General features: G+C 57.5%; 12 protein-coding genes. 1 reads left to right on the top strand and 11 read right to left on the bottom strand.

The annotated features are described in order from the left end of the window. Positions 1–284 precede the first annotated feature (284 nt). A complete protein-coding gene (locus tag ACNKU7_RS10905; protein WP_418297012.1) occupies positions 285–3,614 on the top strand; it encodes an amidohydrolase family protein in 3,330 nt (1,109 codons plus the stop codon). Between the two features lie 81 nt (positions 3,615–3,695). Here the strand turns inward: ACNKU7_RS10905 and ACNKU7_RS10900 are convergent, their stop codons facing one another. The 11 genes from ACNKU7_RS10900 to atpE form a co-directional block, all read right to left on the bottom strand. After that, entirely contained in the window at positions 3,696–5,171 is a 1,476-nt protein-coding gene (locus tag ACNKU7_RS10900; RefSeq protein ID WP_418297011.1) for a tetratricopeptide repeat protein, read from the bottom strand. Positions 5,172–5,212: 41 nt separating this feature from the next. Next, the gene (locus tag ACNKU7_RS10895) at positions 5,213–5,842 is read right to left on the bottom strand and encodes a glutathione S-transferase family protein (protein WP_418297010.1); all 630 of its coding nucleotides are present in this window, start codon (positions 5,840–5,842) and stop codon (positions 5,213–5,215) included. A gap of 37 nt (positions 5,843–5,879) precedes the next feature. Beyond that, the gene (locus tag ACNKU7_RS10890) at positions 5,880–6,914 is read right to left on the bottom strand and encodes a patatin-like phospholipase family protein (RefSeq protein ID WP_418297009.1); all 1,035 of its coding nucleotides are present in this window, start codon (positions 6,912–6,914) and stop codon (positions 5,880–5,882) included. Positions 6,915–6,992: 78 nt separating this feature from the next. Continuing rightward, a complete protein-coding gene (locus ACNKU7_RS10885; protein WP_418297008.1) occupies positions 6,993–8,366 on the bottom strand; it encodes a tetratricopeptide repeat protein in 1,374 nt (457 codons plus the stop codon). Positions 8,367–8,664: 298 nt separating this feature from the next. Next, positions 8,665–9,084, bottom strand: coding sequence for a F0F1 ATP synthase subunit epsilon (locus tag ACNKU7_RS10880; RefSeq protein WP_418297007.1), 420 nt, complete (start codon positions 9,082–9,084; stop codon positions 8,665–8,667). 65 nt (positions 9,085–9,149) lie between these two features. Next, positions 9,150–10,547 carry a F0F1 ATP synthase subunit beta gene (gene atpD / locus ACNKU7_RS10875; RefSeq protein WP_418297006.1) on the bottom strand — a complete coding sequence of 466 codons (1,398 nt, stop codon included), beginning with the start codon at positions 10,545–10,547 and terminating at the stop codon, positions 9,150–9,152. Between the two features lie 51 nt (positions 10,548–10,598). Then, positions 10,599–11,459 (bottom strand): F0F1 ATP synthase subunit gamma, encoded by an 861-nt coding sequence (gene atpG / locus ACNKU7_RS10870; RefSeq protein ID WP_418297005.1) that lies wholly within the window; start codon positions 11,457–11,459, stop codon positions 10,599–10,601. 62 nt (positions 11,460–11,521) lie between these two features. Next, positions 11,522–13,066, bottom strand: a complete 1,545-nt coding sequence (gene atpA, locus ACNKU7_RS10865) for a F0F1 ATP synthase subunit alpha (RefSeq protein ID WP_418297004.1) — start codon at positions 13,064–13,066, stop codon at positions 11,522–11,524. A 51-nt stretch (positions 13,067–13,117) separates the two neighbouring features. Beyond that, positions 13,118–13,654: a F0F1 ATP synthase subunit delta gene (locus tag ACNKU7_RS10860; protein WP_418297003.1), complete on the bottom strand. Its 537-nt coding sequence runs from the start codon at positions 13,652–13,654 to the stop codon at positions 13,118–13,120. Between the two features lie 11 nt (positions 13,655–13,665). After that, positions 13,666–14,136, bottom strand: a complete 471-nt coding sequence (locus ACNKU7_RS10855; protein WP_418297002.1) for a F0F1 ATP synthase subunit B — start codon at positions 14,134–14,136, stop codon at positions 13,666–13,668. A gap of 54 nt (positions 14,137–14,190) precedes the next feature. Further along, positions 14,191–14,439, bottom strand: coding sequence for a F0F1 ATP synthase subunit C (atpE, locus tag ACNKU7_RS10850; protein ID WP_010131056.1), 249 nt, complete (start codon positions 14,437–14,439; stop codon positions 14,191–14,193). Positions 14,440–14,475 lie beyond the last annotated feature (36 nt).

Below are 14,475 nucleotides of genomic sequence, written 5' to 3'. Positions count from 1 at the left end.
GCGGGCCGCAAACACCAAATACCTAATCCATATCCCTTCCAACAGTCTAGCCAGTGAGGTTATCCACAAGCGGTGCACAGGGCAGACAAATGTTCCACGGGATTGCCGCGTCCCGAACAAAATGCCGTTCGACGCAGATGAATTGCATTCCTGTGACAATCACGTAATTTCCACTGATATCCACAGTGTGGCCTCACTGTGAATGATCGCCTCGCAGCGAGACCAGGGCGCACCCTGTGCGCCGCCGGAATCATAACCATAACCCCAAATACCGGGAGCCAAGCATGTTTGAAAAGACCAAAGGCAGCCGACTCGCGCGCCTGATTGGCAGCGCGAGCGTCGCCCTTGCACTACCTTTCGCCGTCCAGGCGGAGGAGGCGGGCAAAGACGCCGACAAATGGGATGTGAATAAACCACCCTATGAATTCAAATCCATCCCGCTGGATACCCGCGAGACGACCTGGAGCAACCTGGACATCAGTCCGGATGGACGCAGCATCATTTTCGATATGCTCGGCGACATCTACGAGATGCCGGTGGCCGGTGGCGAAGCGCGCGCGCTGACCAGTGAAATTGCCTGGAATACCCAGCCGCGTTTCAGCCCCGATGGCAAATCCATCGTGTTCGTGAGTGACCGCGACGGCGCCGACAATATCTGGGTGATGGATCGCAATGGCGAGAACCTGCGCCAGTTGACCACCGAGAAAGAAAACCTGGTGCACTCGCCGAGCTGGAGCCCCGACGGCCAGCACCTGGTGGCACGCAAGGGTTTCATGTCCGGCCGCAGTATCCCCGCCGGTGAAATCTGGATGTATCACTACGGCGGTGGCGAAGGGCGCCAGATCAAGAAACGCCTGGGCGGCGACATCGCGCAGAAGAACATCTCCGATGCGGTCTTCTCTCCCGACGGGCGCTACATCTACTACACCATCGACACCACGCCCGGCACTGTGTGGGAGTACAACAAGAACTCCACCCAGCAGATCTTTGCGATCAATCGCTACGACCTCAATGACGGCAAGGACGAAACCTTTGTCTCCGGTCCCGGCGGCTCCATTGCCCCGATGCCGTCTCCCGACGGCAGCAAGCTGGCGTTCATCCGCCGTCAGGATTTCAACACCTCTTTGTTCGTCAAAGACCTGAACACCGGCCTGGAAACCCCGCTATTCTCCGGTCTGGAGCGCGACCTGCAGGAAACCTTCGGTTCCCACGGCAATTATGTGCAGTACGACTGGATGCCGGATGGCCAGTCCCTGATTGTCTGGAGCAAGGGCAAGTTCCTGCGCATTGCCGCCGACGGCAGCAGTATCGATAGCGGCGCGCGTGAGATCGCGACCCACATCAAGACCGAGAAAAAAGTTGCCGACGCAGTGCGCTTCCCGGTGGATGTGGCCCCGGAACAGTTCGATGTAAAGATGATCCGCTGGGCACAGAAATCCCCGAACGGCGAGCAGATCGCGTTCCAGGCATTGGGGAAAATCTATATTCAGGACGTTAAAAGCGGTGAACGTCGCCGACTGACACGTCAGGATGAGCACTTCGAGTTCTATCCCAGCTGGTCCCGAGACGGCAAGCAGATCACTTATGTCACCTGGGACGACGAGCAACTCGGCCAGGTGCGGGTGGTTTCCGCCCGCACCGGCCGCGGCCAGAACATCACCCGGGAGCCGGGCCTCTATGTAGAACCGAGTTTTTCACCGGATGGCGAGACCGTGGCATTCCGCCGCTTTACCGGCGGTTACCTGCTGAGCCCGGAATACTCTCTCGAGCCCGGTATCTACCTGGCGGATGCCGGCGGTGACTGGCAGCGCCGCATTGCCAAGTCCGGCTATGAGCCGCACTTCGGCGCCGACAGCAACCGCATCTACTTCTCCGAATTCGTGTATGAGGACGGTGGCAAGCGCGTGTTCAAGAGCGTGGACACCAACGGCAAGGATGAGCGCGAGCACTTGCACGGTGCCGAGATCACCTCGTTCCGCCTGTCCCCGGACGGCCGCTGGGTGGCCTTCACCCAGGACTTCAAGGCCTACGCCGCGCCCTTCATGCACACCGGCAAATCCGAAGCGATCGGTCCCAACGCCACCGCGGTGAAGGTGACCCAGCTATCCAAGCGCGCCGGGGAAAACCTGCACTGGTCTGCGGACAGCCAGACCCTGGGCTGGGCCCACGGCCCGAAACTGTATGAGCGCAAACTGAAGGATGCCTTCAGCTTTGTGAGCGGCGCACCGGAAGAACTGCCGGAGCCGGTCAGCGAAGGCATCGATCTCAGCTTCCCGCAGAAATTTGCCGACAGTGACAAGCTGGTGGCGCTGACCGGCGGTACTGTGGTCACCATGCGCGACGCGGAAACTTCGCAGGAAGTGATCGAAAACGGCGTGGTGCTGTTCCGCGGCAACCGCATCCTCGCCGTAGGCAAAGCCAGTGAGGTGGAAATCCCCACAGGTACCCAGCGTATCGACGTCACCGGCAAGACGGTGCTGCCGGGCCTGGTCGACGCCCACGCCCACGGTGCCCAGGGCCGCGAGGAGATCATCCCGCAGCAGAACTGGAACCTGTACTCCAGCCTTGCATTCGGTGTGACCACCATCCACGACCCGTCCAACGACAGCAGCGAGATTTTCTCCGCCGCGGAAATGCAGAAGGCCGGCATCATCAACGGCCCGCGCATCTTCTCCACCGGCACCATCCTTTACGGTGCCAAGGGGCCGGGCTACCGCGCCAAGATCAACAGTCTTGAAGATGCAGATTTCCACGTCAGCCGCCTCAAGGGAATGGGCGCCATTTCCGTGAAGAGCTACAACCAGCCTCGCCGTGAACAGCGCCAGCAGGTGCTGGAAGCCGCGCGCAAGCATGGCATCATGGTGGTGCCGGAAGGCGGCGGTAAGTACCAGCACAACATGAATATGATCGTCGATGGTCATACCGGTGTTGAGCACTCCCTGCCGATCGCCAACATCTACTCGGATGTCGAGCAGCTTTGGAGCCAGACCGCTGTGGGCTATACCCCCACGTTCGTGGTGGCTTATGGCGGCCTCAGCGGTGAGTACTACTGGTACGACCAAACGGACGTTTGGAAGAACGAGCGCCTGACCCGCTTCACCCCGGACTTTATCGTCAACCCCCGCTCCATCCGCCGCGAGAAAGCGCCGGAGCACCACTACAATCACTTCAATGTGGCGCGCCACGCCAAACAGCTGCGTGACAAGGGTGTTACCGTGCACATCGGCGCCCATGGCCAGCGTGAAGGCCTCGGTGCACACTGGGAGATGTGGATGATGGAGCAGGGCGGTTTCACTTCCTGGGAAGCCTTCCGCGCCGGCACCATCGACGGTGCGCGCTATCTCGGCCTGGACAAGGATCTGGGCAGCCTGGAAGCGGGCAAACTGGCGGACATCATCGTGGTGGACGGCAATCCGCTGGAGAACCTGCGCCAGTCGGAGAACATCAAGTACACCGTGATCAACGGCAAGGTGTTCGACGCCGCCACTATGAATGAAGTGGATGGTGATCAGCGCCTGGCATTCTTCCACGAGCGCCTGCCAGTCAGCGCCATGCCGGCACCGACCGCTGAAGCCATTCAGGAGAAGCAAGAGCGCCACCACTGGGTGCACTGATATTTTCCGAATGGTGTAACGAAAAAGCCCGCGGAATTGCCGCGGGCTTTTTTTATGGGCGGGGCCAAAGCGACAACAGCGTCAGTCCGTGGTTGAAAGAAACTTCTCAGCCCTCACGCGCAATCCATCGTCATGGGACCAGGCCACCACCCGCTCCAGATATTCCCGGGCCAGCGCCGCCTTGCCGATATGGGCCAGATAAAATCCGATCGCCGCGTTCAGGTGCAGGTGGTTGGGTTCCTGCTGATAAGCACTCATCAGGACCTGCAGCGCCGCATCCTGTTTGCCTTTCTGCTGGTAGGCGGTCCACAGGTACTTGTAGCCGGGAAGATAGTGCGGCCCCATTTGCATGGCGAGCATGCCGTATTTGACCGCAGCACTATAAAATTCTTCATTCCATTGACGCTGGAGGGCCAGTGCCTGCAACCTCAGCAAGTAATAACGTGCAAGGGAAGCCGCGGTTAAATGGCTTATCTGGCCGTGCTCGCCAATCTCCTCCAGAATTCTCTCACCAAACGCAAAGTCATTGTCCTGTGCCTTGAGTGCGGCCATCGCGGCCAGGTTTTCCTGCCAGCCCAGGCCGTGTTTTTCACTCTGGTCCAGGTATGCCTGCGCCAGTTTCCTTTTTCCAAAGTCCTGCGCCTCGTCAGCGAGCACAAAAAGTCGCTCGTTTTCATTCAGTAACCGGCGGGGAATTGAGTATCGATATTCCGGGATGTCCAGCCGGTGAGCATAAATATCACCCTGCATATAACCCAGAATCTGGCGCTGCATTTCCGCAGCTGACTTGCCAAAGTAGTCTTCGAAAACCTCAAGGGGATCCTCACCGCCAGCGACGGCCCGCAGGTAATCGCCGGTTGCGCCGTGGTAGTCCGGATTACCAGCGAAGCGCCCCAACTGCAGGTAATGAGTAAACAGCCACGCGCTCGCATAGAAGTTGTTCCAGTAGGCGCTACTTTCATCGCCACCACCGGCAACCATGGGCCTGGGTACAAGCAGCTGGGCAATGGTCAGCGGCTCATTCTCCGGATTGGCCCAGGCCGTCAGTCGCCACTCCGGCACGCCGCCGATCACCACGGTGTCTTTGCGCAATTCCGCGCTGGCCAGCAGCTCGGCAAACCCTTCGGAATACCACTTCGGGTAGGTCATGCCGCTGTGTTCGCGCATCAGGTGATGCACATATTCGTGGAAAATAAGCCCGGATCCGGATATCCCGTGTCCCTGCTGACGAGAGAAAATCACCGGCCCGCGCCAGGATTCACGGTAGAAACCAGCGATTTTTTCATCCCCGGAAAACGCACGGAATTCGCTGCTATCGTCGAAGTGGAATACACGGAGTTTCTGGTTTTCCGGAAAATCTTCGATGCCGGTAAAGCTGAGGGCGGCGCGGCGAAACCTTTCGAGATCACGCATCATCGCGTTGACCTGGCGCTCGGGTACGTCCGAATAAACGGTAAAATTATCGGATCGGTATTCGTACCAGTCACTGGCGTCGCAAACCGGCAAGTGCAGCAGTGTCGCTACAAACAATGCGGCACAAAATAGAATTTTAACCATGGCTCATTGATAAATTTTCGCGGCTGATGGCCGCGTACTTCTCAGTTAGTGCTCTGGACCGCCGCCAATTCATCGTCCATCTGATTGGCGCGAACAAAAGCATCCCGGCTACTTAACCGGGAAAAATATTCGATAAACTCCGGCCGTTTTTCCATGGTCCCAAACTGCAGCCCCCAGCCGATCTGAGCGCCCACATAAACATCGGCCGCGGTAAATCGGGCTCCGGCGATGTAGGGGTTGGCGGTAACGGCGTGGGACAGCCCATCCAGCGCCGCACTCAGGTTGCCGTACCCGGCCATGCGCTGTTTATCCGGTGCGGGATCGGCGCCGTAAATACTGCGGTTGGTGATAGCCGCTTCCACCGGGCCCGCGGTAAAGAACAGCCAGCGGTAATAATCGGCGCGCTCGTCCGGGGTGGGTGCGAGCCCGGCGTTCGGATAGGCCTCTGCGAGGTAAGCACAAATCGCTGCGGTTTCGGTCACGACGCGACCGTTGTGCATGATAGCAGGCACCTTTCCCAGTGGATTGATCGCGAGGTACTGGGGCGATTTAATCGAAGTGTCGTATTCGAGCACCTCAACGGAATAGGGTACCTGTAGTTCCTCCAGCATCCAGCGCACAATGCGCCCGCGAGACAGGGGGTTGGTGTAAAAAATCAGCTCGCTGCTCATCATGACCTCCGGTGTCATTTATCGCTTGTTAGTTTATTTACCGGTGATTTTGCACCATATCTTCGATCCAGGTCCGCAGGCGGCGCGCTTCCGCTTCACCGGCATCTACCGCTTCCGCGGCGCGAGAAAACTCCAACCCGCCGATGCTGCCAACTTTGGGCATGATCAGGACGTCCGGTGGCGCACCGACCATGCGTGCTCGCTTGTGGCGACGCTCGAGTATCGCCATGGCCTGGGACATCGTATCGAGCATGCCGGGCGAGGTTTCACGACTGCGATTGCGTAAGCCGCGAAATTGATTGAACTGCTCCTTTCCCTGCTCCAGCAGGCGACTGAAGATAACGCCGTGACTTTCCCCGTCGATCTCAAGCTGGTCGGTTATTTCAGCTTCTGCCTCTGCTTCCGCGCGGGTTTTGGAAACGGGATAGGCGTTTTGCGCGGGCGCTTCGGCGGATTCTTGACTAACCACTTTTTGCACCTGTGCCTGCTGTGGTTGCATCAAAGGTGCGCCATCTTCGGTTACATCCACAGCGATGACACAGGTAGCCCCCATCGCTCGGCAGACATCCACCGGAACCGGGTTTACCACCGCGCCATCGACAAGCCAGCGCCCGGAGAGGGACTTGGCGGACAGCAGTCCCGGAATCGAACAGGATGCACTGACCGCATCCTGAAGGTTGCCCTGCTGCAGCCAGATCTCCTGGCCACTGTGCAGGTCGGTGGCGACAGCAGTAAAGGGAATAGGGAGGTCTTCAATGTTTTCGAATTCAAAATTATCAAAGAACGTCCGAAACGGTTTCTTGCCGCCCAGGATGCCGCCACTCAGAGTCCAGTTGATATCGAGCAGTGAAAACACCTTCCAGTTATCGAGCAGCCGCACCCAGTCTTCGAGCTTCTCGAGATAGCCGGCGGAATAGGCGGCGCCCACGAAAGCCCCCATTGACGTGCCGGCAATGACATGGGGTTTGATGCCCATATCGTCGAGGAACTTCAATACGCCAATATGGGCAAACCCCTTGGCCGCGCCGCTGCCAAGAGCGATACCTATGCGCGGCTCACAACCAGATTTCATCGTTACATCCACCAATTTTTTCGCTGCTCTAGTTAAGGATTAATTACCAGTTCGCCTCCCACACCAATGTTACCGGCTTTAATGGTCGCTCGCGGTCAATTCCCCATCCTGTTCACTTAACCGGGCGAGGAGATTTTTGGCTCTGGTGCGGTCTCTGCCCGGGTGGGACCAGGCCAGTACACGCTGCAAGAATGGCGCGGCAAGGTCCAGCCGTTGCAGGTCTGCGAGGTAGAAGCCAATTTCCTTATTGATAAACAGGCCATCGGGATTGAGCTGAAAGGCGTTCATCATCGTCTTTAGGGCATCAACCGGGGCCTGAGTATTTTCTTGCGCTCGCCACAGATGACGATGCGCATCGACGGACTCAGGGTTGAGGGATATGGCGATCTCCGCGTAGCTTGCCGCCCAGTCCTGCAACCCCTGATCATTATGGCCGCCCTCGCGAAGCGTATCGAGTTGATCCATGTAGTAGTGGGACAGATGCATTGCCGTTCGATAGTCGGAAATATTTTCCGGGGCTGCGGGAGAGCCGATACCGAGATTAGCTACGATACTCTTTGCCGAGTTCAAAGACTCGGGCGTACCGACATGGTGATCCAGTAACGCGACCAGAGAGAGAGCTGGCCGCCAATCCGGTTTCTGTTTGAGGGCCTTGGCGAGATATTTGCGCGACAGTTCCTCTTTACCGAACTCGAATGCCTTATCTGCCAAGATATAAAGGCGTTCGTAGTCGGGAATCTTTCTGTGGGCGATTGGCTTGTCATAAGGGGGACTGGCAAAACTCGCACCGCGGATACGCCCGCGGCGATACTTCTTGAGCTCGCTTTCCATGTCCTCGGCAGATAAGCCAAAATGCTGTTCGAATGCAGCGATTGGGGCTGCCCCACTATGTAGCGCTAACAAATAGTTTTGGTTTTGCTCGCGGTAAGAGGGGTTGTCAGAGAGATCGCCCAGCTGCAAGTAGTGAGTGAACAGCCACGCGGAGGCATAGAAACTGTTCCAGTAGTGGCTACGATCATTTTCAACGTCTGGATCGAGTAGCTCCGGAACTGCTAACGGCCCGCGAAAGGCCCTGCCATCAAACACCGGGCGACGCCACTCGGGCACCAGGCCCAAGGAGATCCGGTCATCAGTCAAGGTCGCGCTGGCCAGTAATTCCGCAAAGCCCTCCGCGTACCACATCGGGTAGGTCATGCCGCTGCGGGAGCGCATCAGGTGATGGATGTACTCGTGAAACATCACTCCATTGCCGGAGATACAGCGGCTGCTGCCCTTTTGGGAAAAGATCAGCGGCCCGTCCCAGGTCTCTTTGTAGAATCCAGCGACTTTCCGGTCACCGGTGAATTGCTGGAATTCGGACCGGCTGTTGAAGTGGAAAATCTGCAGTCGCCGATCTTCTGCCTGATCCGGCAGGCCAGTGAACATGAGCCCCGCCGCGCGGAAGCGCTCCATGTCCCTGAGCAGGCCTTCAGCCTGCCTTTTGGTTACGTCGGTATATACCGTGAAGTTATCCGAGCTGTATTCGCGCCATTGGCGCGCATTCGCGGCAGGTGGATCTGCGAGCACCAAAACCAGCCACAACAAGCAGTATTTTTTCATCCCTAAGACTCAAGTTTTTTTAATAGTACAAACTCCGTTTGATCATCCATTTAATCGCCAAATACCGATGGCGGCAAATTTCGGACACAAAAAAAGCAGCCGAAGCTGCTTTTTTTGATCGCCTGCAAGCAGGCTCCTACAGAGTAGGGTATTACTTGCCGGCAGCCTTGCGGATCGCCTGCAGGGTACGCAGACGGGCTTCGGCTTCGGCGAGTTGCGCGGAGATACGGGCATAGTCGATATCTGCCGGGGCACTGCGCAGGGCGTGTTCCGCTTCTTCGCGGGCCTTGCGGGCGGCATCTTCGTCGATTTCGCGCTCGGCGACGTCGGCGAGGATGGTGACCATATTCGGCTGGATTTCGGCATAGCCACCGCTCAGGAACAGCACCTCTTCATCACCATTATCCTTGATGATGCGTACCGGACCGGGCTTGAGGGCGGTGAGCAGCTGCGCGTGACCGTAGGAGATACCGAGTTCCCCTTCGATGCCGCTGACAATCACCATCTTCACCAGGCCGGAGAAGAGGGATTCCTCTGCGCTAACGATGTCGCAATGTACTGTCATAGCCATAAGGCTACCTCATTCTCAGCTGTTTGCCTTGTGATCTCCGGAAAACCGGAGATCACGCGCGTGCCTTACTTCTTGTTGGCTTTCTCGACGGCTTCGTCGATGGTGCCGACCATGTAGAAGGCCTGCTCCGGCAGGTGGTCGTAATCACCGTTCAGGATGCCCTGGAAACCGCGGATGGTTTCTTTGAGGGAAACGTATTTGCCCGGTGCACCGGTAAATACTTCCGCCACGTGGAACGGCTGAGACAGGAAGCGCTCGATCTTACGTGCACGGGCTACGATCAGCTTGTCTTCTTCAGACAGCTCGTCCATACCCAGAATCGCGATGATGTCCTTCAGCTCCTTGTAGCGCTGCAGAACGCTCTGCACGCCACGGGCACACTCGTAGTGCTCCTGACCGATTACCAGCGGATCCAGCTGACGGGAAGTGGAGTCCAGCGGGTCAACGGCCGGGTAGATACCCTTGGCAGCGATATCACGGCTCAGTACTACCGTGGAGTCCAGGTGCGCGAAGGTGGTCGCCGGAGACGGGTCAGTAAGGTCGTCCGCCGGTACGTATACCGCCTGGATGGAGGTGATGGAGCCGGTCTTGGTGGAGGTGATACGCTCCTGCAGAACGCCCATCTCTTCCGCCAGGGTCGGCTGGTAACCTACCGCAGACGGCATACGGCCGAGCAGTGCGGATACTTCGGTACCGGCCAGGGTGTAACGGTAGATGTTGTCTACGAACAACAGTACGTCACGACCTTCGTCACGGAATTTTTCGGCCATGGTCAGACCGGTCAGGGCTACGCGCAGACGGTTGCCGGGCGGCTCGTTCATCTGACCGTAGACCATCGCTACCTTGGACTTGGAAAACTCTTCGACGTTAACAACGCCAGCTTCCTGCATCTCGTGGTAGAAGTCGTTACCTTCACGAGTACGCTCACCCACACCCGCGAACACGGACAGACCGCTGTGCTCGGTGGCGATGTTGTTGATGAGCTCCATCATGTTTACGGTTTTACCTACACCGGCACCACCGAACAGGCCAACCTTACCACCCTTGGCGAACGGGCAGACCAGGTCGATTACCTTGATGCCGGTTTCCAGCAGTTCGGTAGAGCTGGCCTGCTCTTCGTAGGTCGGTGCAGCGCGGTGAATAGAGGAACGCTCTTTCTCACCGATAGGGCCACACTCGTCGATGGGGTTACCCAGAACGTCCATGATGCGACCGAGGGTTTCAATACCAACCGGTACGGATACCGGGGCGCCAGTGTTCTTCACCGGCAGACCGCGGGAAATACCCTCGGAAGAACCCATGGCGATAGCACGTACAATGCCGTCGCCCAGCTGCTGCTGCACTTCCATGGTGAGGTTCTTACCCTCAACCACGAGTGCATCGTATACATTCGGTACGGCGTCGCGCGGGAATTCCACGTCGATGACCGCGCCGATAACTTGCACAATTTGCCCGTTACTCATTTCCCGATCCTCAAAGTTCAAATCTTTCTGCGGCTCTCACTCTAAAAAGAGTTAAACCGCCGCGGCGCCGCCAACAATCTCCGACAGCTCTTGCGTAATCGCTGCCTGGCGCGCCTTGTTGTAAACCAGCTGCAGCGCATCGATCAGCTCACCGGCGTTGTCGGTGGCATTCTTCATCGCAATCATGCGCGCTGCCTGTTCACAGGCCTTGTTTTCAACCACTGCCTGGTACACCTGGGATTCGATGTAGCGGGCCAGCAGACCGTCGAGCAATTCGACCGGCTCCGGCTCGTACAGGTAGTCCCATTCGTGTTGCAGTTGCTCGTCTTCGTCTTTCTTCAGCGGCAGCAGCTGTTGAACCTGCGGCTTCTGGGTCATGGTGTTCACAAATTCGTTGGACACCAGGAAAAGACGGTCGATGTCGCCATTGGCGAAACGATCGAGCATCACTTTGACGGAACCGATCAGTTGCTTGGCTTTGGGCTGATCGCCCAGGTCGCGTACTGCAGCAACGACGCTACCGCCGATATTGTTGAAAAAGCTGGCCGCCTTGTTGCCGACAGCGCAGATCTCTACGCCGACACCCTGCTTGTCCCAGGAGTGCATTTCGCGGATAGCTGTCTTGAACACGTTGACGTTCAGACCACCACAGAGACCGCGGTCAGTGGATACCAGGATGTAACCCACACGCTTAACTTCGCGCTCTTGCAGGTAGATGTGCTGGTATTCAGCATTGGCATTGGCAACGTGGCCAATCACCGCGCGGATGCGGCTTGCGTAAGGGCGCCCCAGTGCCATGCGATCTTGAGCTTTGCGCATCTTGCTCGCCGCAACCATTTCCATGGCTGAAGTGATCTTCTGCGTGCTCTTGATGCTGGCAATTTTTGTGCGTACTTCTTTTCCGCCTGCCATAGTGCTTTACCTTGTTCGCTCGCGTTGTCCCGCCCCACTCAGAAGAGCAGGGCGGAAGCGGATTACCAGCTACCGGTAGCGACGAATTTCTCGATCGCGGCCTTGAAGGCGCTGTCGATTTCGTCGTTGTAGTCACCGGTGCTGTTCACTTTCGCCATCAGCTCTGCGTGTTCGCTGTTCATGTAAGCGAGCAGGGCGGATTCGAAATCCAGCACTTTGGCAACTTCTACGTCTTTCAGGTAACCCTTGTCCGCGGCGTAAACGGAAACAGCCATGTCCGCGATGGACAGCGGAGAGTACTGCTTCTGCTTCATCAGCTCGGTAACGCGCTCACCGTGATCCAGCTGAGCCTTGGTGGCTTCGTCCAGGTCAGATGCGAACTGGGAGAAGGCCGCGAGCTCGCGGTACTGTGCCAGTGCGGTACGGATACCACCGGACAGCTTCTTGATGATCTTGGTCTGCGCAGCACCACCAACACGGGATACGGAGATACCCGGGTTGATTGCCGGACGGATACCGGAGTTGAACAGGTCGGTTTCCAGGAAGATCTGACCGTCGGTAATGGAGATTACGTTGGTCGGTACGAACGCGGAAACGTCACCCGCCTGGGTTTCGATGATCGGCAGTGCGGTCAGGGAGCCGGTCTTGCCTTTCACTTCACCGTTGGTGAACTTCTCTACGTACTCCGCGTTTACACGCGCAGCGCGCTCCAGCAGACGGGAGTGCAAGTAGAAAACGTCACCCGGGTATGCTTCACGGCCCGGAGGACGCTTCAGCAGCAGGGAGATCTGACGGTAGGCCCAGGCCTGCTTGGTCAGGTCATCGTAAATAATCAGGGCGTCTTCACCGCGGTCGCGGAAGTACTCACCCATGGTGCAGCCTACGTACGGAGCCAGGAACTGCATCGCAGCCGGATCGGCAGCGCCAGCGGCAACCACGATGGTGTGATCCATCGCACCGTGCTCTTCCAGCTTGCGTACAACGTTGGCAATAGAGGACTGCTTCTGGCCTACGGCAACGTAGATACACTTAATGCCGGTGCCTTTCTGGTTGATGATCGCATCGATCGCAACCGCAGTCTTACCGATCTGGCGGTCGCCGATGATCAGCTCACGCTGGCCACGACCGATCGGAATCATGGTGTCGACCGCTTTCAGACCGGTCTGTACCGGCTGATCAACGGACTGACGGGCAATTACGCCAGGCGCTACTTTCTCAACCGCGTCGGTCAGCTTGTTGTTCAGCGGACCTTTACCGTCGATCGGGTTACCCAGTGCGTCAACCACGCGACCCAGCAGCTCCGGGCCAACCGGGGCTTCCAGGATGCGGCCGGTACAACGGCACTTCTGGCCTTCCGCCAGGGACTTGTAGTCACCCAGTACGATGGCACCAACGGAATCGCGCTCCAGGTTCAGCGCCATACCGTAGACGCCACCGTTGAACTCGATCATCTCACCGTACATCACATCGGCCAGGCCGTGGATGCGGATGATACCGTCGGATACGGAAACAATGGTGCCCTCGTTCTGGGCTTCGGTGCTCACATCGAGATTGTCGATGCGGCTTTTGATAATTTCACTGATCTCAGAGGGATTCAGTTGCTGCATGCTCTGTTCCTCGAATTTCCTTCCACCGCCCGCGGTGGAAGGAAAGGTAATTTAGGAGTTCATCGCCTCGGCGAGTTTGGCCAGTCGGCCGCGCACGGTACCGTCGATGACCGTGTCGCCAGCGCGAATGATCGCGCCGCCCAGCAGGCTTTCATCCACCGCGCTGTGCAGGTGCACCTCACGGGAAAACTTCTTGCTGAGTGCCTGGGTGAGGCTCTGTGCCTGTTCAGAACTGAGCGCGCGGGCAGAGATGACTTCCACTTCTAGAGTGGCCTCTGCTTCGGCCTTCAATTCTTCGAACAGCGCGGAAATTTCCGGCAGCAGCGGCAGGCGGTGGTTTTCCGCCAGCAGCTTGATGAAATTCTGCTTGGGCGCATCAAAATCATCGCCACAAACAGCCAGGAATTTTTCCGCACGCACTTCGCTGGTCAGCTGCGGGTTATCCAGCAGCTCGCCGACTTTTTCGATCTGGCTGACCGCCGCTGCGGTTGCCAACGCAACGCTCCAACCAGCGAGGTCGGAGCTTTGTTGTGCGTGGGCAAATGCCGCTTTTGCGTAGGGCCGAGCCAGTGTGCTGAGTTCCGCCATGGGTTCCTCGCTTACAGCTCGGCTGCCAGTTTCTCAATCAGATCATCGTGTGCCTTGGCATCGATGTTGACCGAAAGAATTTTCTCGGCACCGGCAACAGACAGGGCAGCAACACGCGAACGAAGCTGTTCTTTCGCGCGATTCACTTCCTGTTCGATTTCCGCCTGTGCGGCAGCTTTCAGGCGATCGCCTTCAGTGCGCGCAGCCTGTTTTGCTTCATCAACGATCTGGTTGGCGCGCTTGTTGGCGCCATCGATGATTTCAGCAGCTTGGGCTTTGGCTTCTTTCAGTTGCTCGGCCGCTTTGCGCTGGGCCAGCTCAAGATCTTTCTCCGCGCGCTCGGCTTCTTGCAGACCGGTAGCAATCTTCTGCTCACGCTCCTGCATAACACCCAGCAGGGCCGGCCAGACAAACTTCCAGCAGAACCATACAAAGGCGAGAAAGGTGATCGACTGGCCGATCAGAGTCAGGTTGATATTCACACCGACACCTCTTGCTCTTTCAAAAGTGGATTAAAGGGCAATTGGAAGATGGAATTAACCAGCCAGACCAGGAGCAACCGCGAAAATCAGGTACATAGCGATACCAACACCGATCATCGGTACGGCGTCGAGCAGACCAGCCATCAGGAACATTTTGCCCTGCAGCGCCGGAGCCTGTTCAGGCTGACGAGCAGAACCTTCCAGCAGTTTGCCACCCAGGGTGCCGAAACCGATAGCAGTACCCAGTGCGCCCAGACCGATCAGCAGTGCAGCAGCTACGTAAACCAGACCTAATGCTTCCATTGTTTTCTCCAAAGTAAAGTTAAGAGTTGTTGAAGT

This window comes from Microbulbifer weihaiensis (genome assembly GCF_048323715.1).
GTDB lineage: Bacteria > Pseudomonadota > Gammaproteobacteria > Pseudomonadales > Cellvibrionaceae > Microbulbifer.
The sequence above is the reverse complement of the archived record's forward strand: the minus strand, read 5'-3'. Positions and strand labels throughout refer to the sequence as shown.